Here is a 24,442-nt window from a genome sequence, read left to right as displayed (position 1 = left end):
CACCACAGTCTTCAAAACCTGCGTTATCCCTGTGGGAGCGGGTTCACCCGCGAAGGCGCCTCACTGGCCCGTCAGCCATGCACCCAGCGCCGATGCAGCGCACGCGCCAACGCGTCCAGCACAAACCCCAGCACGCCAATCAGCAGCACCATCGCCATCAGTTCGGAATACGCCAGCCGGTCGCGGGTATCGAGGATGAAATACCCCAATCCCGCGCTCACCCCGAGCATTTCGCACGGCACCAGCACGATCCACAAAATGCCGATGGCCAGGCGCACGCCGGTCAACACGTGGCCGATCACACCCGGCACGATCACCTTGCACAAGGTTTCCCAGCGCGTGGCGCTCAAGCTGCGGCTCAGTTGCAGCCAGCGCGGGTCCAACTGCCTGACGCCCGCCGCGGTGTTCAGCAAGATCGGCCATAACGCGGCGAACGCCAGCAGGAAGTAGATCGGCTGGTCACCCACGCCCATCAGCATCACCACCACCGGCATCCACGACAACGGCGAGATCATGCGCAGAAACTGGAACGCCGGGGTGGTTGCCGCCTCCAGGTGCCGGTAGCTGCCCACCAGCAAGCCCAGCGGCACGCCGATCAGCAGCGCCAGCAGCAACCCGACCAGGATGCGCTTGAGGCTGACCCAGATGTGCCCGTAAACCTCGCCCTGCCCCAACAGCTCGACCAGGCTGGCCAAGGTTGCCGCCGGTGAAAAGCGCGCCGACAGGCCGTCCGCCTGGCCGAACATGGCAACGCCAGCCCACCACAACAGCAACAAACCCAGCAACCCGGCCAGCCCAAGGCCGGCATGTACGACATGCGTGCGCATCAGACCGCGAACTCCTCGCTACGCTCGAAGTTGTCGGCGATGCCAAACACCGACGGACCCCCGACCGCCGCGATGGCATTGCGCACGAAGCGATCGTCGACCAGGTCGCGGGCGGTCTGCGCCGGATCAAGCCCGGCAAGGAACGCGTTATCACCTTCGATCAGGGTGGTTTTCAGGCGTTTGACCAGCTCTTCGGTGTAACTGGGGAACGGGTATGGCTGGAAGTCGATGCGCTTTTCGTCCCACTGCTGATGGCGAATGGCGCCACTGGCAATGTAGCCGGCACGGTCCTCGGTGGCCGGCGCCAGCACCTTGACCAGCACCCCGGGCTCGTGCGGGGTGTACTTGTTGGGGCCGGCCTTGGACAGCAACGCAGCGGCTTCGGCGCGGTGGTCGCGGGTCCAGTGCTGGGCCTTGACGATGGCATTCACCACCTTCTGCGACCATTCGGGGCGGTTGTTCAGGTCATGCTCATGCATGAACACCACGCAGCAGGCGTGGTTGCGCCATACATCGCCGGTAAAGCGCTGCACGCGGCCAACCTTGAGGTTCTCGGCCAGGGCGTTGAACGGCTCGGCGACGATGTAGCCGGCAATACGCTTGCTGGCCAAGGCTGGCGGCATGTCGGATGGTGGCAGCACCAACAGGTTGACTTCGTTGGCCGCCAACTGCGCATTGGCCGGCTTCGATACCGGCGTCAGGCCATTGTCGTTGAGCATCTGCTGCAACACCACGTTATGGATCGAATACCAGAACGGGATGGCCACGGTTTTGCCCCCGAGCTGTTTCATGTCGCTTATGTCGGGCGCCACGGTCAGGCCTGAGCCGCCCACATGGTTCCAGGCCACTACCTTGGCTGGCACCTTGCTGCCGTAGCGCGCCCATACGGTCATCGGCGACAGCAGGTGGATGACGTTGACCTGCCCGGAGATGAACGCCTCGATCACCTGCGCCCAGCTGCGCAGCAACACCGGGCGCTCGGCCTTGATGCCTTCGGCCTCGAACAGCCCGTTGTTATGCGCCACCAGCAGTGGCGTGGCGTCGGTGATTGGCAGGTAGCCGATACGCACTGGCGCGTCCGGCTCGGAAGCGGCACGGGCTTGCAGGCTCGAGAGCAATGGCAGCGCACCAGCGGCCGTGAGCATGGCACCGAGCTTGAGAAAATCACGACGCGATGAAGAGGAACAGCAGTCATCCATGCACATGGACAGCCTCCGAGGGCAACGGGGTTGAGATAGGTTCGACTGTGCGGCTTGCCCGCCGAAGGGTTTTGAGGATTTCGATGCGCAGGGCGCCCAGTTCTTCGACCCGTTGGTCGCGCGGTTGCGGCAGGTCGATGTGCCACTGGCCGAGGATGTGCGCTGGGTGGTTGCCCAGTAGCAGGACCCGGTCGGACAGCAGCAGGGCTTCGTCAATATCGTGGGTGATCAGTACCGCCGCCGTGTTGTGGGTGGCGATCAGTTGCAGCAGCAGTTGCTGCATGTCGGCGCGGGTCACTTCATCCAGCGCGCCGAACGGCTCGTCCAGCAGCAGCACCTCGGGCTGGCGGGCCAGGCAGCGGGCCAGTGCGGTGCGCTGAGCCATGCCACCGGACAACTGCGCCGGGTACTGGCCACGGGCGTGGGCCAGGCCCACGGCGGCAATCGCATGGTCGATGCGGGCGCGCCGCTCGTCAGCGGCCAGCTTGGGCTGGCGGGAAAAGTCGAGGCCGAAGGCGACGTTCTTTTCCAGGTTCAGCCAGGGCAGCAGGCTCGGGTCCTGAAAGGCCACCGCCAGGCGCGGGTGCGGCCCTTGCAGCGGCTGGCCGTGCAGGCTCACGCTGCCGCCCCCGGGTTGTTGCAGGCCGGCCAGCACCCGCAGCAGGCTGGATTTGCCGACACCACTGGGGCCAAGAATGCTCACCACTTCGCCCGGCGCCAACTGCAGGTCGAATTGCGCCAGCACCTGCTGCCAGCCACCCTCGCGCGGGTAGCCCAGGCTGATGTCGCGAGCTTCGAGCAACACTTCACTCATGCCGCGCCCGCCTGGCGTTGCAGTTCGGCGCGCAGTTGTACCAGGCTCGGCGTCACGATCGGCACGAACGCCGACTCGCGCCAGCGGCGGGCGAAGCCTTCGCCATACTCGCTGAGATAGGCCTTGCCACCACTGGCCTGCAGCTCCAGCTGCACCGCGTCGGCGGCACTTTCAGCCAGGGTAATGCGCAGCTTGAACAGGGCGGCCGGCTGTTGCTGGAAGCGGCCTTCGAGCAGGCCCTGCTTGAGCTCGCTCACGGTGTTTTCCAGCCGCTCGCTGAGCACCTGTCGGGCCTCGTCGAGGAAAGAGGCGCGGCCGTGCAGGTGCGCCTGAACCTCGTCCAGCGCCCGTCGCGCCAGGCCGATGGCCATGCCGCATTGCAGCGCCAGGAATGCTGGGCGTACCCGTGGCAGGAATTCGCGGGCATTTTCGTGCAGCAGCCAGTCACGCGCCAGCGGTACCTGGTGAAAGGCCAGCGCCGCCGTATTGCTCGACTGCAGGCCCATCAGTTGCAGGTCGTCGGAGCGCTCCAGGCCGTGGGCCTCGGAAGGAATGGCCAGTACAAACGGCGTACCACCGGCTTCGTCTTCAATGGCCGCCGCCACTACAAAACCGCTCTTGCGCAGGTTGGTCACCCAGTGCAGGCGCCCTTCCAGGTGCCAGCCATCGCCTGCAGGGCGACCGCGCACCTGCAACGCTTCGATACCGGACAAAAACTTCATGGCGTTGGACAGCCCGGTGGCGCCGGCAAGTTCGCCGGTCAGCAAGCGCGGCAGCAGGCGCTCGCGCAGGGGCTGGTTGGGGCTGTGTAACAGGTATTCGATAAAGGCACGCTGGCCCCAGCAGACGAAGGCTGCGGCCAACGAGCGGCTGGCGATGGCGGCAATCGCCTCGACCGCGTCGGTCACCTGCCCGCCCGTGCCGCCCAGGGCCGGGTCGACACCAATGCGCAACAGCTGTGATTCGGCGATCTGCGCCAGCACCTGCTGCGGTTCGCACAGGCCCCGGTCGATGGCCTCGGCATTGGCATCCAGCCAGTGTCGAAATGCACAATCTTGCATGGTCTTGCTCCTTTTGGAACGCCGGGGGCCGCCTGGCGGCCCATTCGCGGCACAAGGCCGCTCCTACAACGACCGCGTCAGGGCCGCTCTCACACGTGGGCTATGCAGAAGGCTGCCAGCGGTACTTGCCAAGCTCTTCGTTGAGCGGCGTCTGGGCGAAAACATTAGCAAAGTTGCACAGGGTTGCGAGGCTAACCCCCAAAATCACTTCCAGCGCGTTGCCTTCGCTGAAGCCAGCTTCACGGAAGGCCTGGTAAGTGGCTTCACTGACGTTACCGCGAGTGTCGATCACTTCGCGAGCAAATGCGGCCAGGGTTTCGTAACGGGCATCGGGCAGTTCGCCGCGGGCACGCAGGGCATCGACTACTTCCTGCGGCAGCTTGGCCTTGTTCAGCGCCACGGCGGTGTGGCCGGCCACACAGAAGTCGCAGCCATGCCGGGTGGCGGCAATCAGCTGCACCACTTCACGCTCGGCCAGGCTCAGCTCGGACTTGCCATTGAGCGCCGAAACGGTCACGTAGGTTTCCAGCGCCGCCGGGGCGTTGGCCAGCACGCCCAGCAGGTTGGGGATGAAGCCGGAATTCTTCTGGGCATTCTCCAGAAACGGCCGGGCCGCTTCCGGAGCACTCTGCAGCGTGTGTAAAGTAATGCGCGAGGACATGGAGTGGTCTCCTTTGATGGGTGTCACTACAGTCTGTTGGTTATAAGAATTACCCTCCATATTCATCAGTCGCCTTTCCTTGTTCCTGAGTCTTTGTATTAGATGATTTCGTCCAGCCACCTTGTAGATTGGTTATTAGAGGGCCTGGAGCTTGATGCCAGCCTGTTTCATGTCGGCCGCTACTGCGGTGGCTGGCACGCCAGCACCCAGGGCATGGGCCGCGCCAGTTTCCACCTGGTGGTGCAGGGCCATTGCTGGCTGCACATCGATGGCCAGCCGCAAGCGGTGCGCCTGGAAAAGGGAGATGCCGTGTTCCTGTTGCGCGACCTTGCCTATCGATTGTCCAGCGATCAGGACCCGGTCGACGCCTGTGCCCAACCGCGCCAGGCCATGCAGGCGCTGGATAGCGAAGCCAGCGACGGTGTCGGGCTGGTTTGTGGCTTCTTCCATTTCCAGTCAGGCCTGTCTTCACTGATTGTCGAAGGCTTGGCCGACTGGATCCTGCTGCGCGCCGAAGACCCCGCCGGCAGTGCGGCGCGGGCGCTGTTCGAGCTGATTCTGGAAGAATGCCGGCGCACCGCCGGCCCGTCACAGACGTTACTGGAGCGGCTGACACACCTGTTGTTCCTGTACGTGCTGCGCCAGCAGGTCATTGCCGGGCAGTCACTGGGCGGGCTGATCGCCCTCGCCCGCCAGCCGGCATTTGCCGGGTTGCTGGAACAGTTGATCGAGCAACCGGGGCAAGCCTGGACACTGGAGAGCATGGCCGCCTGCACCGGCTTGTCGCGGTCGGCGTTTTTCAAGCGTTTCAATGAACTGGCCGGGCAATCGCCGGGGCAAGTGCTGCTGGCTCTGCGCATGCGCCATGCCAGCCAGTTGCTGCGGGCGGGGAATACCGTGGAGCAAGTGGGTGCGCAGGTGGGGTATCAGTCGGTGGCAGCGTTTACCAGGGCGTTTGCCAAGGCGGTGAGGGTGCAGCCGGGGGCCTATCGGCGCCAGCATGAGGGTCGCTGAAAGCGTTACTCCTGTACCGGCCTATTCGCGGGTGAACCCGCTCCCACAGGGTCACCACAGCTTTGAAGACCTGTGAAGTACCTGTGGGAGCGGGTTCACCCGCGAAAAGGCCGGTGCAGGTAACACATTCAGACCTGGCTGACCGGTATATCCCCGCCACCTTTACCCTCGCGCCGCTCACCCATCCAGCTATTCACCTGTTGGCCGAACTCGGCCGGGGCCTTGCGCCCGAAACGCCGCGCCAGATCGAGGATGGTCTGCTGCGCCAACGCCTCTTCCATGCGCTTCTGCGCCCCCAGCATCACGGCATGAATCGCACAGATGCCTTCCGTCGCCCAAGCGGGCGGCGAGCCGTCGAACAGCGTGCAGCGTTCGCGAATCTCGCGGCAATCGAAAATCTTCTTCGGCCCGTCGATGGCGTTGACGATATCCAGCACGTTGATTTCAGCCGCCGGTCGCGCCAGGCGGAAACCACCGCGCACGCCTTCGGTGGCGACCACCAACCCGGCACGTGCCAGCTTGGTGAAAACCTTGGCCAGGTATTCCTGCGGCACGCCCTGCAACTCGGCCAGGTCGCGCACGCTGGAATCACGGCTCTCACCGCCCTCGCCTATCAGAAACAGCAGGCAATGGATGCCGTATTCGACGCCAGCACTGTAAAGCGACATATCAATCTCCGACCAACCATGTCGCAAATGATACGCGGGGAGCGTCGGTACGGCAAAACACTTCCCCGCTTGCACGCATCCTGATCGTGCTGGCCGGTCCGGCAGCTACCCACGCAGCACCTTCACCTCGCCTTGCTTGCCATCCGTTTCGCGCAGGTACTCCTGCAGCGAGTCGTCCATCGCCTGCATCCAGCGGGTATGGTGTGGTACCGCTTGGGTGCCGGTGATCACCGAGCGGTACGATTTGTCGCGGTAGCCCATGATGTCGTGCTTCTTGTCGGTCTTCCATTGCAGGAAGATGCGGTTGACCGCATCGATGTCGAAGCGCGGGTAATCCGTCTGCTCGATCAGGTGCTTGATGTATCGGCCCTGGAATTCATACATCGAAGCAGTGGTTGCCAGCTGCTCCTCATCCTCGCGCCAGCGCGCGCTGTCGGCCTGCATGCCCGCCTTGGTCGGCAGCTTGATGCGCCCCAGCATGTAGTCGCGAGCAAACCAGGCCTGTGCATCGAACAGGTTGAAGCTGTACCAGAGGTCCTGCATGCCCAGGTAGAGCAACTGCGGGTTCTGCTCCCACACCACGCCTTGGTACAGGCCGGCAGGCCATAGGCGGTTGTTGGTCTTGAGGGTGAGTTCATCGGGCAGGAACGGGAAGTGATGCTGGTAGCCCGTGCACAGGATGATCGCATCCACGCGCTTGTTCGAGCCATCGGCGAAAAACGCCAGGTCGTGTTCAACGCGCACCAGTTGCGGGCGCTCTTCCCAGCCCTTGGGCCATTTGTAGCCCATCGGTTGGGTACGGTAAGCCGTGGTGATCGAGCGTGCGCCGTACTTGTAGCACTGCGAGCCGATGTCTTCGGCCGAGTAGCTGCTGCCGACAATGAGCAGGTCCTGGCCGTTGAATTCCATCGCTTCGCGGAAGTCGTGGGCATGCAGGATACGGCCGGTGAAACGCTCGAACCCTTCAAACTCCGGCACGTGCGGGGTAGAGAAGTGCCCACTGGCCACTACCACGTAATCAAACACCTGCTCGATGCCAAGCCCCGCGCTGTAGTCGTGGGCACTGACGGTGAACTCGCGGGTGTTTTCATCGAAGCTGACGTTTTTGACCGCAGTATTGAAGCGGATGTAGTCGCGCACTCCGGCCTTCTTCACGCGGCCCTGGATGTAGTCCCACAGCACCTCGCGCGGCGGGTACGAGGAAATCGGCCTGCCAAAGTGCTCATCGAAGCTGTAGTCGGCGAACTCCAGGCATTCCTTGGGGCCGTTGGACCACAGGTAGCGGTACATGCTGCCGTGCACCGGCTCGCCATGCTGGTCGAGGCCGGTGCGCCAGGTGTAGTTCCACATACCGCCCCAGTCGGCCTGCTTTTCGAAGCATACGATTTCGGGCATGGGTGCGCCCTGGGCATGGGCGGATTGGAAGGCACGCAGTTGCGCAAGGCCGGACGGGCCGGCACCGATGATAGCGACACGAAGAGTCATAGTGATTCCTGAACAGTTGAACGCTGAAAAAATGCAAAGGCTCCCCAACCCCATACGGCAAAAGGCCGGGGTGGTGGAATTCAGGCGCTACGGTGCAGGTGGAGGGACGGGGCGTTTGCGCATCTGGGTCAGCAGGAGCTTGACCGGTGGGATCGACAACACGTGGTACAGGCTCGAAAGCGGAGAGAGGGTCATGGGGGCGGGCCCGTATCCATCTGCGCAGGGCGCGAAATGGGGGCCTGAGGGGCGGAAGATACGTGTGATCTCGTGCATGGGGGGCTGAAATGGCCTCTTTTCTTTATGGTTTCTTTTTTATCTATAACGGATGGGGGTGGGGATAGCAAGGTTTGCGGCCCTGGCCGCGGCAGTCACGACAGCACGAAATACGGCCTTTGCGTACGCCCGTCCTCGGGCTCGCCTCATCGCGATGATGAAAAAAAACTTGCAGAGACAAACTACGACTAATAGAGTCGTAGTTATTCGAGCGGCACCTATCGTGTGATCGAAGCCCCCGTTTTCATCCCCGACCTTTGCGGAGCACCTGCATGAAATCCAACATCCTGATCATCGGTGCCGGCTTTGCCGGTGTGTGGAGCGCCCTGAGCGCCGCCCGGCTACTCGACCAGGCCCAGCGCGACGACCTGAGCATCAGCGTGCTCGCGCCGCAAGCGGAACTGCACATTCGCCCGCGCTTCTACGAGGCCAACGCACACACGTTGAAGGCCCCCGTAGGTGAGCTGTTCAATGCAGTGGGCGTGCATTTCATCACCGGTAACGCCGAAGCCATCGATGCCGATGCGCGCACCGTCAGCTACATCGACAGCCAAGGCCAGCGCCAGCAGATCAGCTACGACCGCCTCATCCTTGCCGCTGGCAGTCAGGTAGCGCGCCCGGCAGTCCCGGGCCTGGCCGAGCACACCTTCGATGTCGACAAGATGGAGTCAGCCGTACGCCTCGAGCAGCATCTGACGGGCCTGGCCGCCCTGCCCGCTTCACCTGCCCGCAATACCGTGGTGGTCTGCGGCGGTGGTTTCACCGGCATCGAAACGGCCACCGAAATGCCCGCCCGGCTGCGCGCCATCCTCGCAGACGCCGATGTGCAGGTCCTGCTGGTAGACCGTGGCGCCAGCATCGGCGCGGCATTGGGTGCAGGCATCAAGCCGTCGATTGTTGCCGCCTCGCAGGTTGCTGGCGTGCAGTGGTTGACTGGCACCTCGGTGGTGGCTGTCGATGCCGGTGGCGTAACCCTGGACAACGGCGAATACATCGCCAGCAATACCGTGATCTGGACCGTCGGCGTCAAGGCCAGCCCGCTGACTGCGCAGGTTGCCGGCGAGCGTGACAACTTCGGCCGGCTCAAGGTGGATGGGCACCTCAAGGTAATTGGCCAGGACCACATCTATGCGACCGGCGATACCGCCTGGGCTGCTGTCGACGACGTTGGCAACCACGCCCTGATGACATGCCAGCACGCCATCCCGATGGGTCGCCACAGTGGCAACAACGCCATGGCCGACCTGCTTGGGGTGGCACCTGTGGTGTACCGCCAGCCCAAGTACGTCACCTGCCTCGACCTGGGTGAGTGGGGCGCGGCGTACAGCGAAGGTTGGGAGCGAAAATTGAAACTGCAGGGCCAGGAAGGCAAGGAACTGAAGCGTCAGATCAACTCGGTGTGGATCTACCCGCCGGCAGCCGACCGGAGCTTGGCGCTGGCTGCTGCCGACCCGATGATTCCGATCGCTTGATGTGGAAAACCTGACAAAACCGTCAAAAATGGCGGTTTTGTCAATTATTTCGTTACATTGAATGACTGTTCAATAATGATGGCAATATGGCATCATTCAAAGAAAAACCATGCAAGAGGGTGAGAAAAATCTACTAACCCGCAGTGCATCAAGAGCCTGGCGCCACCTCGGTGTCCGGGCTTTGCAGCCAGCTCCTGACGCCTGCACGCCACCGTCAAGGAGCATTCCATGCAGTTAAGGAATTTGAAGATCGGCATTCGCGCTGCCGGCGTATTCGCCCTGTTGGGCATCCTGGTCCTGGTCATGGGCCTTATCGCACTCTACGAAACCCGCCAGATGGACAAGGCCACCGACGAAATCCGGGTCACCTGGATGCCAGCCGTGGTAGCACTGGGTGACATCAGCAGCAACCTGGGGCGCGCCCGCGCCGTTACCCTGCGCGCCGCGCTGGACGACAACCCCGCCGAACGTTCTCGCAACCTGCAGATGCTCGATGGCATCAATGCCGAGCTCAAGGACGGTTTGAAAGACTACGCCGACACCATCATCGCCGCCGACGACCGCGCCCTGTTCAACACCTTCAATGACGCGTATCAGCAGTACCTCGAACTGCAAGTAGAAGTGCTGCAGGACATTGCCGCGGGCCGTATGGATGAAGCGAAGCAGCAGATCAGCGGCCCGCTCACCCAGCGTGCCGACAGCATGATGAAGGCCTTGACGGCGCTGATCGACTACAACAGCAAGGGTGCCGAGGATGCCTCGCAGCGCAGCAGCGACGTAGCAGACGAAGCGTTCACCGCCATTATCTTCTCGTTGCTTGTGATCATGCTTGCCTTGGCCGCGATGGCTACCGTGCTGACTCGCAGCATCGTGGTGCCCCTGGCCGATGCGGTGGCCGTCGCCGAGCGTGTGGCCACCGGTGACCTTACCCAGGAAATACGCGTTACCGGCCGCGACGAGCCCGCCTTGCTGCTGCGTGCCCTGAGCCGCATGCAAGGCAGCCTGCGCGACACCATCCGCAAGATCGCCGCCTCGTCCGACCAGTTGGCCTCAGCCTCGGAAGAGCTGCACACCGTCACCGAAGACACCAGCCGCGGCCTGCACCAGCAGAGTGCCGAAATTGACCAGGCCGCCACGGCTGTCAACCAGATGACCGCAGCGGTCGAGGAAGTGGCGAACAATGCGGTCAGCACCGCCGATGCCTCGAAAGGCGCCGACCAGACCACCCGCGACGGCCGCGACCGGGTCAACCAGGCACTGGCGTCCATCCAACACCTGGTGGCCGATGTGACCGGCACCTCGGCCGAGATCGAACAGCTTGCCAACAATGCCAATGAGATCAGCCGTGTGCTGGATGTGATCGGCGCGATTGCCGGGCAGACCAACCTGCTGGCACTGAACGCCGCCATCGAGGCCGCGCGCGCCGGCGAGGCGGGCCGTGGCTTTGCCGTGGTCGCCGACGAAGTCCGCGCCCTCGCCCACCGCACCCAGCAGTCGACAGCGGAAATCGAGCAGATGATTGCCGGCATCCAGAACGGTACCGAGCGGGCCGTGACCGCGATGCACAGCAGCCAAGGGCGTGCCGCCGGGACGTTGGAGGTGGCGCAAGGTGCCGGACAGGCGTTGGAAGTGATTGCCGAGGCGATTGCCTCGATCAACCAGCGCAACCTGGTGATTGCCAGTGCTTCGGAGGAACAGGCGCAGGTGGCGCGCGAAGTGGACCGCAATTTGGTGAACATTCGCGACTTGGCGATGCAGACATCGGCGGGGGCCAACCAGACCAGTGCGGCGGCGCAGGACCTGTCGCGGTTGGCGGTGGATTTGAACGGCATGGTGGCGCAGTTCAAGGTTTGATCGGATATAGCCGGGGCCGCGGTGCGGCCCATTCGCCGGCAAGCCAGCTCCCACAGTGACAGCGTACCCTTCAAGGGCAACATAGAACCTGTGGGAGCTGGCTTGCCGGCGATGGGCTGCAGAGCAGCCCCTGTTACAGCAACCTCAATCTATCAGTCGTTGACACTCACAACCCGCCCCGCCTGCTCGGCATGCCAGCTCCCACAGGTTCTATGTTGCCCTTGAAGGGTACGCCATCACTGTGGGAGCTGGCTTGCCGGCGATGGGCTGCAGAGCAGCCCCTGTTACAGCAACCTCAATCTATCAGTCGTTGACACTTACAACCCGCCCCGCCTGCTCGGCAGCCTTGCCGCGGGTCGCCAGGCAGTAATACAAGGGCACCGTCACCAGCAGCCCGAACAGCCAGGACAAGTCCGCCCCTTCGACAATGTTCGAATACGGCCCCACATACAGCGCCGTATTGGCAAACGGCAGCTGCACCACGATGCCGCAAGCATAAGCAATGATCGCGTGGTGGTTGAAGCGGCCATAGATGCCGCCGTCAGCACTGAAGATCGAAGCGATGTCGTACTGGCCCTTTTTGATCAGGTAGAAGTCGATCAGGTTGATCGAAGCCCACGGCACGAGTACCAGCAGCAGCGCCAGGATCAGGCCGATGAAGTGGCCGATGAAGTCCGCCGAGGCGTTCAGTGCAACCATCCCGCAGCCCACCAGAATCACCGTGGCCAGCATCACCCGCACCTTGATGCTCGGCGTCCATTCGGCGATGAAGGTCTGGATCGCGGTGACGATCGACAGCACCGCGCCATACAGGTTGAGGGCGTTGTGGCTGATGATGTTGAGCAGGAACAGCACCATCAGAATCGGGCCCAGCCAGCCGGTGGCCTGCTTCACCGCGTCCATGGCGTCGGTACCTTCCGGCACGCACAGCACCGCCACGGCACCAAAGCTGAAGCACAGGATGGTGCCCAGGGTCGCGCCGAAGTAAGTGGCCCAGAACGGCCTGGCAATGCCCACTTCACGCGGCAGGTAACGCGAATAGTCGGACGTGTACGGCGAGAAGCTGATCTGCCAGATGGTGCCCAGCGACACGGTGGCGATAAAGCCCGACAGATTGAATGCACCACGGCTGAAGAAGTCGGCTGGCAGCTCCTGGGCGAACATCATGATGAACCCCGCCAGCAGCGCAGAGCCCATCACCCAGGTACCGATGCGGTTCAGGACATGGATGAAGCGGTAGCCGATCACGCCAATGGCCGTGGCGCTCAGGGCACCGATCACGATCGCGCCCGGCATCGGCATGCTCGGGGCAATGCCGTGAATGGTCTTGCCCGCAAGGACGATGTTGGAAATAAAGAAGCCCACATAGATCAGTGCGGTGAAGAACACGATCAGCAAGGCGCCGTAGCGGCCGAACTGGCCACGGCTTTGCACCATCTGTGGAATGCCCAGCTGCGGTCCCTGCGCAGAGGCCAGGGCGATGACCACGCCCCCGACCAGATGGCCCAGCACAATGGCGATCAGCCCCCACAACAGGTTCAGGTGGAACACCTGGACCACCATGGCGCCGGTAACGATAGGCAATGGCGCAATGTTGGTACTGAACCAGAGGGTGAACAGGTCGCGCGCCTTCCCGTGGCGCTCGGCAGGTGGAACGTAATCGACCGTGTGATTCTCGACAAACTGGTGTTGCGATGACGGTTGGGACATAGGATTCAGCTCGAAAGGTCGTTTTTATCGTTGTAAGGAAACCGCATCTAGGCGGCCTCTCAGCTGCGGACCATATTATGGTATTCCAAACTTTTGACAACACTGATCCGCACGAAAAAGCGTCCACTGATCTGCTTTGGAAACCCCTGCGACAAACCGCCTCACCGCTCTAAGCCAAGGCCCACGTGGCTTAGAGCCGTTCATCGCGCAATACCTTTGCTTGAAAATTCCGCTTGCAAAATAGGTATTACGGTATACCATCAGACACATCAACGATAAAAACCGCGGACCACCGCAGCCTTTTAGAGGTACTCCCGATGATCGACGCAACCGTCTACAAGAACGTCCTGGGCTCCTTCCCGTCCGGCGTTACCGTCATCACCACCCTGGACGACGACGGCTCGGTTGTCGGCCTGACCGCCAGCGCCTTCTCCTCCCTGTCGATGGACCCGCCGCTGGTGCTGTTCTGCCCCAACTACACCTCCGACTCCTACCCGGTGCTGATCAAGCAGAAGCGCTTTGCCATTCACCTGCTGTCCGGTGAACAGCAAGCCGAAGCCTATGCGTTTGCCAAGAAGGGCAAGGACAAGGCCAGCGGCATCGAGTGGTCCATGAGCCAACTGGGCAACCCGATCCTGGCCGGTGCCACCGCTGTCATCGAATGCGAACTGTGGCGTGAATATGAAGGTGGCGACCACGCCATCATGGTCGGCAAGGTGCATAACCTGATCGTGCCCGAAGAAGCGCCACGGCCGATGGTGTACTGCCGCGGCAAAATGGCCAGCCTGCCCGCCTTTGCCTGAAGCCTATTCTGAATCGTGACCACTGGCGCCCACCCTGCCAGGCGCCAGCCCCTTTCAAGCGTTGAGGAAAGCCCCATGAAATTTTCGTTGTTCGTACACATGGAACGTTGGGATGAACAGGTCAGCCACCGCCAGTTGTTCGAAGACCTGACCGAACTGACCCTGATGGCCGAAGACGGCGGTTTCAGCACCGTGTGGATTGGCGAACACCACGCCATGGAGTACACCATTTCGCCAAGCCCGATGCCGCTGCTGGCCTACCTGGCCGCGCGCACAGAAAAAATTCGCCTGGGTGCCGGCACTATCATTGCGCCGTTCTGGAACCCGATCCGCGTCGCCGGCGAATGCGCCCTGCTCGACGTGATCAGCAACGGCCGCATGGAAGTGGGCCTGGCCCGTGGCGCCTACCAGTTCGAGTTCGACCGCATGGCCAATGGCATGCCGGCCACCGACGGCGGCAAGGCGCTGCGCGAGATGGTGCCGGTGGTACGCAAGTTGTGGGAAGGTGACTACGCCCATGACGGCGAAGTCTACAAGTTCCCCACCTCCACCAGCGTGCCGAAGCCGTTCAACGCGACGCCGCCGATGTGGATCGCTGCCCGCGACCCCGATTCGCACAACTTCGCCGTGGCCAACGGCTGCAATGTCATGGTCACCCCGCTGATGAAGGGTGACGAAGAAGTGTTGGACCTGAAGAACAAATTCCAGGCCGCCCTGGACAACAACCCGGACGTGCCGCGCCCACAACTGATGGTGCTGCGCCACACCCACGTGCACAGCCCGGCCGAGCCGGATGGCTGGAAAGTCGGCGCGCAGGCCATCTCGCGCTTCTATCGCACCTTTGATGCCTGGTTCGGCAACAAGACTGTTCCGGTCAACGGCTTTCTGGAGCCGAGCCCGGAATCGAAGTTTGCCGAGGTGCCGGCGTTCCAGCTGGAGAACATCCGCAAGAACACAATGATCGGCACCCCGGAAGAAATCATCGCGCGCATCAAGTACTACCAGGAACTCGGCGTCGACGAGTTCAGCTTCTGGTGCGACAACAGCCTGCCCCACGCCGAGAAGAAGAAGTCGCTGGAGCTGTTCATCAAGGAAGTGGTGCCGGCGATAGGGCCAGTACAGACAGCAGCGAAATCAAGGCATCAGGCCACCTTTCGTCCCCCCATCAAGAGAAATTTCCAGACACCTCTTGCACAACAAATATTATGGTATACCATCAGACAACAAGAGCTGATAACCCTCACCAGGAGCCACCCATGAGTTTCGAAATCCGCAAGATCGTCACCTACTCCGAAGAGACCCGCATCGAAGGCGGCAAGGCCACCGACAAGCCGGTGACCATGGTCGGCCTGGCCGTGGTGATCAAGAACCCATGGGCCGGTCGCGGTTTTGTTGAAGATCTGAAGCCGGAAATCCGCGCCAACTGCTCGGAGCTGGGTGCACTGATGGTCGAGCGCCTGACCGCCGCTATCGGTGGTGCCGACAAGATCGAAGCCTACGGCAAAGCTGCCGTGGTCGGCGCCGACGGCGAGATCGAGCATGCGTCGGCCGTGATCCACACCCTGCGCTTCGGCAACCACTACCGCGAAGCGGTCCAGGCCAAGAGCTACCTGAGCTTCACCAACAAGCGCGGCGGCCCCGGTACCTCGATCCAGATCCCGATGATGCAGAAGGACGACGAAGGCCTGCGTTCGCACTACATCACCCTGGAAATGCAGATCGAAGACGCCCCGCGCGCCGATGAAATCGTCGTGGTGCTGGGCGCTGCCGACGGTGGCCGCCTGCACCCGCGCATCGGCAACCGCTACATCGACCTGGAAGAACTGGCTGCCGAAAAAGCCAACGCTCAATAACAACAACCAAGACGGGCCGGGGCGTGGCGTGCTTTCCCGCCGTGCCCGACCTTCAAGGAGCGCCCTCCATGATTCAGCCTGTCGCTGAACGTACACCTGCCGGCACCAGCTACCTGTCCGTAGGCCAGGGCCAACCCGTGGTACTGATCCACGGCGTGGGCCTGAACAAGGAAATGTGGGGCGGTCAGATCGTTGGCCTGGCCAACGACTACCGCGTCATCGCCTACGACATGCTCGGCCATGGTCAAAGCCGCGTGCCGGCTGCCGACACGCCGCTGGAAGGCTACGCCGACCAGCTCGCCGAACTGCTCGAGCACCTGCAAATTCAACAAGCGACCGTGATCGGCTTCTCCATGGGCGGGCTGGTTGCTCGTGCCTTTGCCCTTAACTACCCGCAGCGCCTGGCTGCACTGGTCGTGCTCAACAGCGTGTTCAACCGCACCCCCGAACAGAGTGCCGGCGTGATCGCCCGCGCTGCCCAGGCGGCAGAGCTGGGCCCCGACGCCAACGTCGATGCTGCCCTCGACCGCTGGTTCAGCCGTGAGTACAAGGCTGCCAACCCGGCGCAGGTCGCCGCCATTCGCCAGGTACTGGCGAGCAACGACCCGCAGGGCTACCACACCACGTATTCGCTGTTTGCCACCCAGGACATGTACCGCGCCGGCGACCTGGGCAGCATCCAGGTGCCGACGCTGATCGCCACGGGCGAACTCGACTCGGGCTCCACCCCGGCCATGACCCGCCAGCTCGCCGCCAGCATCCCGGGTGCGCACAGTGTGGTCCTCGCCGAGCAACGGCATATGATGCCGGTAGAAGCACCCCGTGAAGTCAACAAGATGCTGCTGGACTTCCTCGCGCAAGCCCGCACCCTCACCGAATCCGCCAAGGGGATTGTTGCATGACCCTCGTTCGTTTCCAGATGTGCATCGACGGCCAATGGCGCGATGCCCAGAGCGGCAAGACCTTCGACAGCCTAAACCCGGCCACCGCCGAGGCCTGGGCACAGCTTCCCGACGCTGACGAAACCGACGTCGAGCTGGCCGTGCAGGCCGCCCAGCGTGCCTTCGAAAGCAAGGAATGGCGCAGCATAACCGCCACCGCGCGTGGCAAGCTGCTGCGTCGCCTGGGTGACCTGATTACCGAGAACAAGGAACACCTGGCCCAGCTGGAAAGCCGTGACAACGGCAAGCTGATCCGCGAAACCCGCGGCCAGGTCGGCTATCTGCCAGAGTTCTTCCACTACACCGCAGGCCTGGCCGACAAGCTTGAAGGTGGCACCCTGCCGCTGGACAAGCCCGACCTGTTCGCCTACACCGTGCACGAGCCAATCGGCGTGGTCGCCGGGATCATCCCGTGGAACAGCCCGCTGTACCTCACCGCGATCAAGCTGGCCCCAGCCCTGGCCGCCGGCAACACCATCGTGCTCAAACCTTCCGAGCACGCCTCGGCGACCATCCTCGAGCTGGCCCGCCTGGCCCTCGAAGCCGGCTTCCCGGCCGGTGTGGTCAACGTGGTCACCGGCTACGGCCCAACCACCGGCGCGGCGCTGACCCGCCACCCACTGGTGCGCAAAATTGCCTTCACCGGCGGCGCTGCCACCGCCCGCCACGTGGTACGCAGCAGTGCCGAGAACTTCGCCAAGCTGTCGCTGGAGCTGGGCGGCAAGTCGCCGAACATCATCTTCGCCGACGCCGACCTGGACAGCGCCATCAACGGTGCCGTGGCCGGCATCTATGCCGCCTCCGGGCAAAGCTGCGTGGCCGGTTCGCGCCTGCTGGTGCAGGACGAGATCTTCGACGAATTCGTAGAGCGCCTGGTTACCCGCGCCAAGCGCATCCGCATCGGCAACCCGCAAGACGACGCCAGCGAAATGGGCCCCATGGCCACCGCACAGCAGCTGGCCGTGGTCGAAGGCCTGGTGGCTGCGGCCAAGGCCGAAGGCGCCAAATTGCACATGGGCGGCAAGCGTGCCGAGGTCGAGGGTGACGGCTGGTTCTACGAGCCGACCCTGTTCGAGTGCGACAGCAACTCGATGACCATCATGCAGGAAGAAGTGTTCGGCCCGGTCGCTGCGGTCATCCGCTTCAAGACCGAAGAGGAAGCCCTGGCCATCGCCAACGACTCGCAGTTCGGCCTGGCAGCCGGCATCTGGACCCGCGACCTGGGCCGTGCCCATCGCCTGGCCCGCGACGTGCGCTCGGGGATCATCTGGGTCAACACTTACCGCGCCGTGTCGGCCATGGCGCCGATCGGTGGTTTCAAGAACAGCGGCTACGGCCGTGAGAGCGGCATCGATTCGGTGCTGGCCTATACCGAGCTGAAGACCGTGTGGATCAACCTGTCCACCGCGCCGATGCCCGACCCGTTCGTGATGCGCTAGGAGGAACACGAGATGATCGAACCCGGCATCTACAAAGACGTGATGGGCTCTTTCCCGTCCGGCGTCACGGTAGTCACCACCCTGGACGCCGACGGCGCCATTGTCGGCATCACCGCCAGCGCCTTCAGCGCGCTGTCGATCGACCCGGCGCTGGTACTGTTCTGCCCCAACTACGCCTCAGACACCTATCCGATCCTGCGTGACAGCAAGCAGTTCGCGATTCACCTGCTGTCCGCCGAACAGACCGCCGAGGCCTATGCCTTCGCCGGCAAGGGCAAGGACAAGGCCAAGGGCGTCGAGTGGCACTTGAGCGAGCTGGGCAACCCGCTGCTGGCCAAGGCGACGGCGATCATCGAGTGCGAACTGTGGCGCGAGTATGACGGCGGAGACCACGCGATCATCGTCGGCGCGGTGAAGAACCTGGTGCTGCCGGCCGAGCCGGTGACGCCGATGGTTTACCACAAAGGCAAGCTGGGCGCCCTGCCCCCGCTGGGCTGAAGGCCTCGGGGCCGCTGCGCAGCTCAATCGCCGGCAAGCCGGCTGCCACAGGCGCTGTACTGATCTGAATACCTGTGCTGTACCTGTGGGAGCCGGCTTGCCGGCGATTGGGCCGCAAAGCGGCCCCAATACCCCTTTTTAGGGGCCGCGCGACCCTCTCACCCTTGGTTGCGGCCCCTGTTTTGATTCGGAGCTGGTCAATGAGCAACGAAAAGTACGAGAAAGGCCTGCAGATCCGCACCCAGGTGCTGGGCGAGGACTACGTCAACCGCTCGATCCAGAACGCCGACGAGTTCACCAAGCCGTTGCAGGAGCTGGTCACCGAATACTGCTGGGGCCACGTCTGGGGCCGCGAAGGCTTGTCGCTCAAAGAGCGCAGCATGATAAACTTGGCCATGATTTCCGCGCTCAACAGGCCCCACGAGCTCAAGCTGCACATTCGCGGCGCATTGCGCAATGGCCTGAGCCGTGAACAGATTCGCGAAATTCTGCTCCAGGTCGGTATTTATTGCGGCGTACCCGCGGCGGTGGACAGTTTCCGCCTGGCCCGTGAAGCGTTTGCCGAAGCCGATGCGGAGTCAACCCGATAACAACGGGCTGTTCGAACCACTGCATGGAAAGCCTCGGTTCGGGGCGTTCCGCGATGTTGGCGCAACAGCCTCTTAAAGAGCGCACCTGATGAAACGCCAGCCACTCGACGACAGCTTCAAGGTCAACCGCAACCCCGTTACCCTGCGCGAAATCGTGCTAGACAAGCTGCGCGCGGCGATCATGAACTTCCACCTGCTCCCGGGCGACCGCCTGGTCGAGCGCGACCTCTGTGACCGCCTTGGCGTCAGCCGCACCTCGGTGCGCGAAGCCCTGCGTCATCTGGAGTCTGAAGGCCTGGTAGAGTTTGCCGACGCCAAAGGCCCGCGCGTGGCCATCATCACCTTGGAAGACGCCCGCGACATCTACGAGCTGCGTTGCGTGCTCGAAGGCCTGATCGTGCAGCTGTTCACCCTCAACGCCAAGGCCAAGGACATTCGTGCCCTGGAACGTGCGCTGGAAGTGAACCGCGAAGCGCTGGAAGAAGGCGAGCTGCAACAGGTGCTGGATTCGGTACAAGGTTTCTACGATGTGCTGCTGGAAGGCTCCGGCAACCAGGTGGCCGCTCAGCAGCTGCGCCAGTTGCAGGCGCGTATCAGCTACCTGCGCGCCACCTCGGTCTCGCAGGAAAACCGTCGTGGCGCCAGCAACCGCGAAATGGAAAAGATCGTCGAAGCGATCAAGGGTGGCGACCCGCTGGTGGCCCATCAGGCTTCGGTCGACCACGTCCGCGCTGCCGCCAAGGTGGCCCTGGACTACCTGCGCCAGAAGCAGGATGACAACCCCAAGGTGCGCGACATCGTCGAGCCCCTGGCCCTGAAGGAACCCCGCATAGGTCGCTGATCATGCCTACCGCCCCGCGCTATTGCCCGCACTGCACCACGGAACTGGCCCGGGGCGTTCCCACAGGCGACACCCACGAACGCCTGCACTGCACCGGCTGCGGCTACATCCATTACATCAACCCTAAGATCATCGCCGGCTGCATCATCGAGCGCGATGGCAAGTACCTGTTGTGCCAGCGAGCCATCCCGCCACGCCCCGGCACCTGGACCTTGCCGGCCGGGTTCATGGAGGCTGGCGAAACCACCGAGCAGGCGGCACTGCGCGAAGTCTGGGAAGAAAGCGGCGTGCGTGCCGACATCGTCTCGCCCTACTCCATCTTCAGCGTGCCGAAAATCAGCGAGGTGTACATCATCTTCCGCGCCAGCGTCACCGAAGAAACCGGGCAGTACGGGCCGGAGACCCTGGCGTACAAGTTCTTCGAACCCGACGAGATTCCGTGGGACGAGATCTACTACCCGGCAATCCGGCAGATTCTCGAGCGCTACATCCTTGAGCGGCAGGCTGGGGTGTATGGCATTTACATGGGCAATGATGACACCGGCAAGGTGCACTTCATTCGCTAGCACAGACCACCACAAAATACTCGCCAACCGTCTATTCTCGGTGCACCCTAAAGACCTTGAAATAAAGGACCGACAGAGCACATGGCGAAATGGCTAGACGGCGGCGGGCTGATGGCCGAACGCATCCGCAACCACGACTGGGCCAACACCCCCCTGGGCCCACTGGAACATTGGCCCGATGCGCTGAAGACCACCATGGCCCTGTGCCTGGCCTCGCGCTTTCCGCAGGCCGTACTCTGGGGCCCGGACTTGCTCACCCTCCACAACGATGCCTTCACCCAGATTCTCGGGCGCAAGCCCCTGGCCCTTGGCATCCCCTTCCGCGACGTGTGGCAGGAAGCCTGGGCCGACATTGGCAGCATGGCTGACCGTGCCCTGGCGGGCGAAGCGGTGTACATCGAAGACTTTCCGCTGATCATCGACCGCAACGGCGGCCCGGAGCGGGCCTATTTCACCTTCTGCTACAGCCCGATTCGCGGCCTTGATGGCGAGGTGCTGGGAATGCTCGACACGGTCACCGAAACCACCACCAGCGTGCTCGCCAACAGGCACCTCAACTTTCTCGACGCACTCGGCCGTGCCATAGCCGACGCCACCGCCGCGGACCAGATCCTGGACACCACCACGCGCATGATGGTCGAGCACCTGAGCCTTTCCAGTTGCGCGTATGCGGTGATGGACGCTGACGAGGACGGTTTTACCATCTGTGGCGACGCGGTGGCCCCCGGCTCGCCGAGGCTGGTGGGCCAGTACCAACTGCACGACTTTGGCCACCTGGCACTCAGCCGCCTGCGCAGCGGCCTGCCGCTGGTGATCAACGACAACCTCAGTGAACTGGCCGCCGACGAAGCCGCCACCTTCCAGGCCATCGGCATTACCGCCACCATCTGCATGCCGCTGATCAAAGGCGGCCGCCTCATCGCTCTGATGGCGATCCATGACAACGCACCGCGCACATGGACACACTACGAACAGGCGCTGATCAGCGAAGTGACCGAGCGTTGCTGGGCGCATATCCAGCGGGTTCAGGCCCATGCCGAAGTGCGTGAGGCCATGGCTGCACTGGAGGCGCTGAATGCCACCCTCGAACACCGCGTCGACGAGCGCACCACCCAGCTGGTGCACACCGAGGCAGTGTTGCGCCAGGCCCAGAAGCTGGAAGCCATCGGCCAGCTGACCGGTGGCGTGGCGCACGACTTCAACAACCTGCTGACGATCATTCGCTCGTCGTTGCACTTTCTGCAGCGCCCCAACCTTGATGAAAAACGCCGCGAGCGCTACATCAAGACCATATCTGACACAGTCCACCGTGGTGCCAAACTGACCGGGCAGCTACTGGCCTTCGCCCGCCGCCAGGCCCTCAGCCCCGAACTGTTCGAAGCCGGGCCACGGCTGGAGGCCATGGCCGACATGCTCGACACCGCCACCGGGGCGCGCATCCAGGTCGAGCTGCAACTACCGCAGGCGCCGTGCCACATCCGCGCAGATCTCAGCCAGCTGGAAACCGCGGTGATCAACCTGATGCTCAACGGCCGCGACGCCATGGCCGGCGAAGGCACCTTGCAGCTGCGCCTGCAGGCTGACCAGCGCCTGCCTGCACTGCGCGGCCAGCCTTCGCCGCCAGCCCGGTTCGCGGCGATTTCGGTGAGCGACAGCGGTGTGGGTATTGCCGCCGAGCTGCTGGAGCGCATCTTCGACCCGTTTTTCACCACAAAAGCCCCGGGTGAGGGTACCGGGCTCGGGTTGTCGCAGGTGTTCGGTTTTGCCAAGCAGTCCGGGGGCGATGTACAGGTGGCAAGCATCCCCGGCCAGGGCACCACCTTCACCCTTTACCTGCCACAGGAGGATCCGCCTGCGGCCTCGGCCGAAGACGCCTCGGCCAGCAGCCACTGATACCTTGCAGCGCAATGAACGATCAACGGCGCCCTTCTGCCAGCATGCGCAGCGCCAGCCCTGCCAGCACGGTACCCATCAGCCACCGCTGAACCTGTTGCCACAGCGGCCTGCCAGCCAGAAACACGGCGATGGACCCAGCCATGACCGCAATCATCGCGTTGACCGTGACGCTGATGGCGATCTGTGTCGAACCCAGCACCAGCGACTGCAGCAGTACGCTGCCATGGCCCGGTTCGATGAACTGCGGCATCAGCGACAGGTACATGACGGCGATCTTGGGGTTGAGCAGGCTGGTGGCAAACCCCATGGTGAACAGCCGCCGCGGGCTGTCGGCGGGCAGTTCACGGACCTGGAAGGGTGAACGGCCCCCGGGCCGCAGCGCTTGCCAGGCCAGGTACAGCAGGTACAGCGCGCCACCGATACGCAGCGCGTCATAGGCAAAGGGAACTGCCATTACCAGCGCCGTGATACCCAGGGCCGCGCAAAACATGTAGATGACAAAGCCCAGAGCCACACCACCCAGGGAAATCAACCCGGCCTTGCGGCCCTGGCAGATCGAACGGGAGATCAGGTAGATCATGTTCGGCCCCGGGGTCAGCACCATGCCGAGGCAGATCAGGGCGAAGGTGAGCAGTTGGGTGGTTTCAGGCATGGGGCACATCCTGGTTGTGCGTGGGTTTGCGGCGAGTGTATCTGAAGCCATTTGTCACGGGTGAAATCAGTTGATCTGCCCGGCTATCAAACCCAGGGCCACGGTAATCATCGCCCCCCCCGATACCCGCCCGACCAGCTTCGCCGCCCCCGGCCGGGTGCTCAGCACGGCTTTGGCGCCATAGCCGACCAGTGAGTAGATCACCAGCGAGCTGCACAGGTGCACCAGGCCCAGCAGCAAGATCTGCAAAGGCACCGGCCAGCTCGACTGCGGGTCGGTGAACTGCGGCAGCAAGGCCAGGAACAGCAGGAACACTTTCGGGTTCAAGCCGCTGACGCAAAACCCTTTCAACGCCCAACGCGAACCCGACTCCCCCTCACCACCCTGCCCGGCCTCGGGCAATGCCGGGCTCAGCAACAGGTTGCCGCCCAGCCACAGCAAATAGCTGCACCCTGCCAAGGTCAGCAGGGTCAGCGCCAGCGGGTGGCCTGCCAACAGGCTGCCTACTCCCGCAGCCACCACCAGTGTCGCCAGGAAATGCCCCGACAACATCCCCGCCACTGCGGGCATCACCCAGCGCCCGCGCATGCCTGCCGAAATGGCGTAAGCCCAGTCTGCACCCGGGGTAATCACAAACAGCATCGACACGGCCCAAAATGCCGTCAGCACACTGATAGCCACTTGAATCTTCCTTATCTACTGCCTTGGGATGTCGAAAGATTACGGATTCCGCTCGGGGATTTTCTTTCGTATATTCCCTGCAATCGTTCAATTGCTGGAAGATCCTTCTCAATGGACAGAACTGACAGGAAAATACTTGCCGAACTGCAAAAAGACGGTCGGCTGTCGGTAACCGAACTGGCCGACCGCGTAGGGCTCAGCCTCTCGCCCTGCCATCGGCGCTTGAAGGTACTGGAGGCGTCCGGTGCGATACTCGGCTATCACGCCCGCCTGGCGCCGAGCGCCCTGGGGCTGAACTTTGCGGCGCTGGTGTTCGTGACCCTGCGCGAGGTCACCCGCCAGCCAGTGGCGGATTTTGAAGCGGCACTTTCGGAGATCCCGCAGATTGTCGAAGCGCAGCGGTTGTTTGGCGATCCGGATTACCTGCTGCATGTGGTGGCCAAGGACCTACCGGCGTTTCAGAAGCTGTACGACGAGAAACCGACCAGTATTCCCAACGTGAAGCGCCTGAGCTCGACCCTGGTAATGAAAGAAGTGATTCAGGACCGGTTGCTGCCGATGTAGCTCTATTGCCTGTACTGGCCCATTCGCGGGCTCGCCCGCTCCCACAGGTTCACCACAGGTACTGAAAGCTGCGCCATACC

General features: G+C 62.9%; 23 protein-coding genes and 1 pseudogene. 14 read left to right on the top strand and 10 right to left on the bottom strand.

Features of this window, described 5'->3' with window-relative positions:
• Positions 1 to 71 precede the first annotated feature (71 nt).
• The 5 genes from ACN6NG_RS11995 to ACN6NG_RS11975 form a co-directional block, all read right to left on the bottom strand.
• Positions 72 to 827: an ABC transporter permease gene (locus ACN6NG_RS11995; protein WP_063423665.1), complete on the bottom strand. Its 756-nt coding sequence runs from the start codon at positions 825 to 827 to the stop codon at positions 72 to 74.
• Positions 827 to 2,032 (bottom strand): ABC transporter substrate-binding protein, encoded by a 1,206-nt coding sequence (locus tag ACN6NG_RS11990; RefSeq protein WP_197898697.1) that lies wholly within the window; start codon positions 2,030 to 2,032, stop codon positions 827 to 829. The genes ACN6NG_RS11995 and ACN6NG_RS11990 overlap by 1 nt, the downstream gene beginning before the upstream one ends.
• The gene (locus ACN6NG_RS11985; RefSeq protein WP_197898696.1) at positions 2,019 to 2,840 is read right to left on the bottom strand and encodes an ABC transporter ATP-binding protein; all 822 of its coding nucleotides are present in this window, start codon (positions 2,838 to 2,840) and stop codon (positions 2,019 to 2,021) included. The genes ACN6NG_RS11990 and ACN6NG_RS11985 overlap by 14 nt, the downstream gene beginning before the upstream one ends.
• A complete protein-coding gene (locus tag ACN6NG_RS11980; protein ID WP_197898695.1) occupies positions 2,837 to 3,901 on the bottom strand; it encodes an acyl-CoA dehydrogenase family protein in 1,065 nt (354 codons plus the stop codon). Before ACN6NG_RS11980 ends, ACN6NG_RS11985 begins: the two co-directional genes overlap by 4 nt.
• A 100-nt stretch (positions 3,902 to 4,001) precedes the next feature.
• A complete protein-coding gene (locus ACN6NG_RS11975; RefSeq protein WP_063423661.1) occupies positions 4,002 to 4,562 on the bottom strand; it encodes a carboxymuconolactone decarboxylase family protein in 561 nt (186 codons plus the stop codon).
• 102 nt (positions 4,563 to 4,664) lie between these two features.
• On the opposite strand from ACN6NG_RS11975, the gene ACN6NG_RS11970 reads away from it, so the two are divergent.
• Positions 4,665 to 5,576: an AraC family transcriptional regulator gene (locus ACN6NG_RS11970; RefSeq protein WP_063423660.1), complete on the top strand. Its 912-nt coding sequence runs from the start codon at positions 4,665 to 4,667 to the stop codon at positions 5,574 to 5,576.
• A gap of 128 nt (positions 5,577 to 5,704) precedes the next feature.
• On the opposite strand, the gene ACN6NG_RS11965 is transcribed toward ACN6NG_RS11970, so the two are convergent.
• Together ACN6NG_RS11965 and ACN6NG_RS11960 are read right to left on the bottom strand one after the other, a co-directional pair.
• On the bottom strand, positions 5,705 to 6,244 hold the full coding sequence (locus ACN6NG_RS11965) for an RrF2 family transcriptional regulator (protein ID WP_474314095.1): 540 nt from the start codon (positions 6,242 to 6,244) through the stop codon (positions 5,705 to 5,707).
• Positions 6,245 to 6,349: 105 nt separating this feature from the next.
• Complete coding sequence (locus ACN6NG_RS11960) at positions 6,350 to 7,729, bottom strand: NAD(P)-binding domain-containing protein (RefSeq protein ID WP_474314092.1); 1,380 nt, start codon at positions 7,727 to 7,729, stop codon at positions 6,350 to 6,352.
• Between the two features lie 545 nt (positions 7,730 to 8,274).
• On the opposite strand from ACN6NG_RS11960, the gene ACN6NG_RS11955 reads away from it, so the two are divergent.
• Together ACN6NG_RS11955 and ACN6NG_RS11950 are read left to right on the top strand one after the other, a co-directional pair.
• Entirely contained in the window at positions 8,275 to 9,474 is a 1,200-nt protein-coding gene (locus ACN6NG_RS11955; RefSeq protein WP_474314090.1) for an NAD(P)/FAD-dependent oxidoreductase, read from the top strand.
• A 228-nt stretch (positions 9,475 to 9,702) separates the two neighbouring features.
• Positions 9,703 to 11,328: a methyl-accepting chemotaxis protein gene (locus ACN6NG_RS11950; protein WP_063423656.1), complete on the top strand. Its 1,626-nt coding sequence runs from the start codon at positions 9,703 to 9,705 to the stop codon at positions 11,326 to 11,328.
• Positions 11,329 to 11,631: 303 nt separating this feature from the next.
• Here ACN6NG_RS11950 and ACN6NG_RS11945 read toward each other — a convergent pair whose 3' ends face one another.
• Positions 11,632 to 13,038, bottom strand: coding sequence for a purine-cytosine permease family protein (locus ACN6NG_RS11945; RefSeq protein WP_016499265.1), 1,407 nt, complete (start codon positions 13,036 to 13,038; stop codon positions 11,632 to 11,634).
• Positions 13,039 to 13,355: 317 nt separating this feature from the next.
• On the opposite strand from ACN6NG_RS11945, the gene ACN6NG_RS11940 reads away from it, so the two are divergent.
• The 10 genes and pseudogenes from ACN6NG_RS11940 (at position 13,356) to ACN6NG_RS11895 (ending at position 22,462) form a co-directional block, all read left to right on the top strand.
• Entirely contained in the window at positions 13,356 to 13,841 is a 486-nt protein-coding gene (locus ACN6NG_RS11940; protein WP_016499264.1) for a flavin reductase family protein, read from the top strand.
• A 75-nt stretch (positions 13,842 to 13,916) separates the two neighbouring features.
• Positions 13,917 to 14,948, top strand: a pseudogene (locus tag ACN6NG_RS11935) (LLM class flavin-dependent oxidoreductase); the annotation flags it as partial.
• 149 nt (positions 14,949 to 15,097) lie between these two features.
• Positions 15,098 to 15,694 carry an amino acid synthesis family protein gene (locus tag ACN6NG_RS11930; protein WP_003256068.1) on the top strand — a complete coding sequence of 199 codons (597 nt, stop codon included), beginning with the start codon at positions 15,098 to 15,100 and terminating at the stop codon, positions 15,692 to 15,694.
• Between the two features lie 68 nt (positions 15,695 to 15,762).
• Positions 15,763 to 16,596, top strand: a complete 834-nt coding sequence (locus ACN6NG_RS11925; protein WP_016499262.1) for an alpha/beta fold hydrolase — start codon at positions 15,763 to 15,765, stop codon at positions 16,594 to 16,596.
• The gene (locus ACN6NG_RS11920) at positions 16,593 to 18,074 is read left to right on the top strand and encodes an aldehyde dehydrogenase (protein ID WP_474314087.1); all 1,482 of its coding nucleotides are present in this window, start codon (positions 16,593 to 16,595) and stop codon (positions 18,072 to 18,074) included. The genes ACN6NG_RS11925 and ACN6NG_RS11920 overlap by 4 nt, the downstream gene beginning before the upstream one ends.
• A gap of 12 nt (positions 18,075 to 18,086) precedes the next feature.
• Entirely contained in the window at positions 18,087 to 18,572 is a 486-nt protein-coding gene (locus tag ACN6NG_RS11915) for a flavin reductase family protein (RefSeq protein ID WP_016487520.1), read from the top strand.
• Positions 18,573 to 18,772: 200 nt separating this feature from the next.
• Positions 18,773 to 19,162, top strand: coding sequence for a carboxymuconolactone decarboxylase family protein (locus tag ACN6NG_RS11910; RefSeq protein WP_016499260.1), 390 nt, complete (start codon positions 18,773 to 18,775; stop codon positions 19,160 to 19,162).
• 88 nt (positions 19,163 to 19,250) lie between these two features.
• Positions 19,251 to 20,003, top strand: a complete 753-nt coding sequence (locus ACN6NG_RS11905; RefSeq protein WP_016499259.1) for a GntR family transcriptional regulator — start codon at positions 19,251 to 19,253, stop codon at positions 20,001 to 20,003.
• 2 nt (positions 20,004 to 20,005) lie between these two features.
• Positions 20,006 to 20,569, top strand: a complete 564-nt coding sequence (locus tag ACN6NG_RS11900; protein WP_049275823.1) for an NUDIX hydrolase — start codon at positions 20,006 to 20,008, stop codon at positions 20,567 to 20,569.
• A gap of 81 nt (positions 20,570 to 20,650) precedes the next feature.
• A complete protein-coding gene (locus ACN6NG_RS11895; RefSeq protein ID WP_474314083.1) occupies positions 20,651 to 22,462 on the top strand; it encodes an ATP-binding protein in 1,812 nt (603 codons plus the stop codon).
• Positions 22,463 to 22,484: 22 nt separating this feature from the next.
• On the opposite strand, the gene ACN6NG_RS11890 is transcribed toward ACN6NG_RS11895, so the two are convergent.
• Complete coding sequence (locus ACN6NG_RS11890; RefSeq protein WP_049275086.1) at positions 22,485 to 23,117, bottom strand: LysE family translocator; 633 nt, start codon at positions 23,115 to 23,117, stop codon at positions 22,485 to 22,487.
• A gap of 66 nt (positions 23,118 to 23,183) precedes the next feature.
• A complete protein-coding gene (locus ACN6NG_RS11885) occupies positions 23,184 to 23,798 on the bottom strand; it encodes a LysE family translocator (protein WP_474314081.1) in 615 nt (204 codons plus the stop codon).
• Positions 23,799 to 23,909: 111 nt separating this feature from the next.
• Here ACN6NG_RS11885 and ACN6NG_RS11880 point away from each other — a divergent pair, with 111 nt between their 5' ends.
• Positions 23,910 to 24,362: an Lrp/AsnC family transcriptional regulator gene (locus ACN6NG_RS11880; protein WP_474314079.1), complete on the top strand. Its 453-nt coding sequence runs from the start codon at positions 23,910 to 23,912 to the stop codon at positions 24,360 to 24,362.
• Positions 24,363 to 24,442 lie beyond the last annotated feature (80 nt).

The sequence above is a fragment of the Pseudomonas sp. TSO6 genome (genome assembly GCF_056098905.1).
The sequence above is the reverse complement of the archived record's forward strand: the minus strand, read 5'-3'. Positions and strand labels throughout refer to the sequence as shown.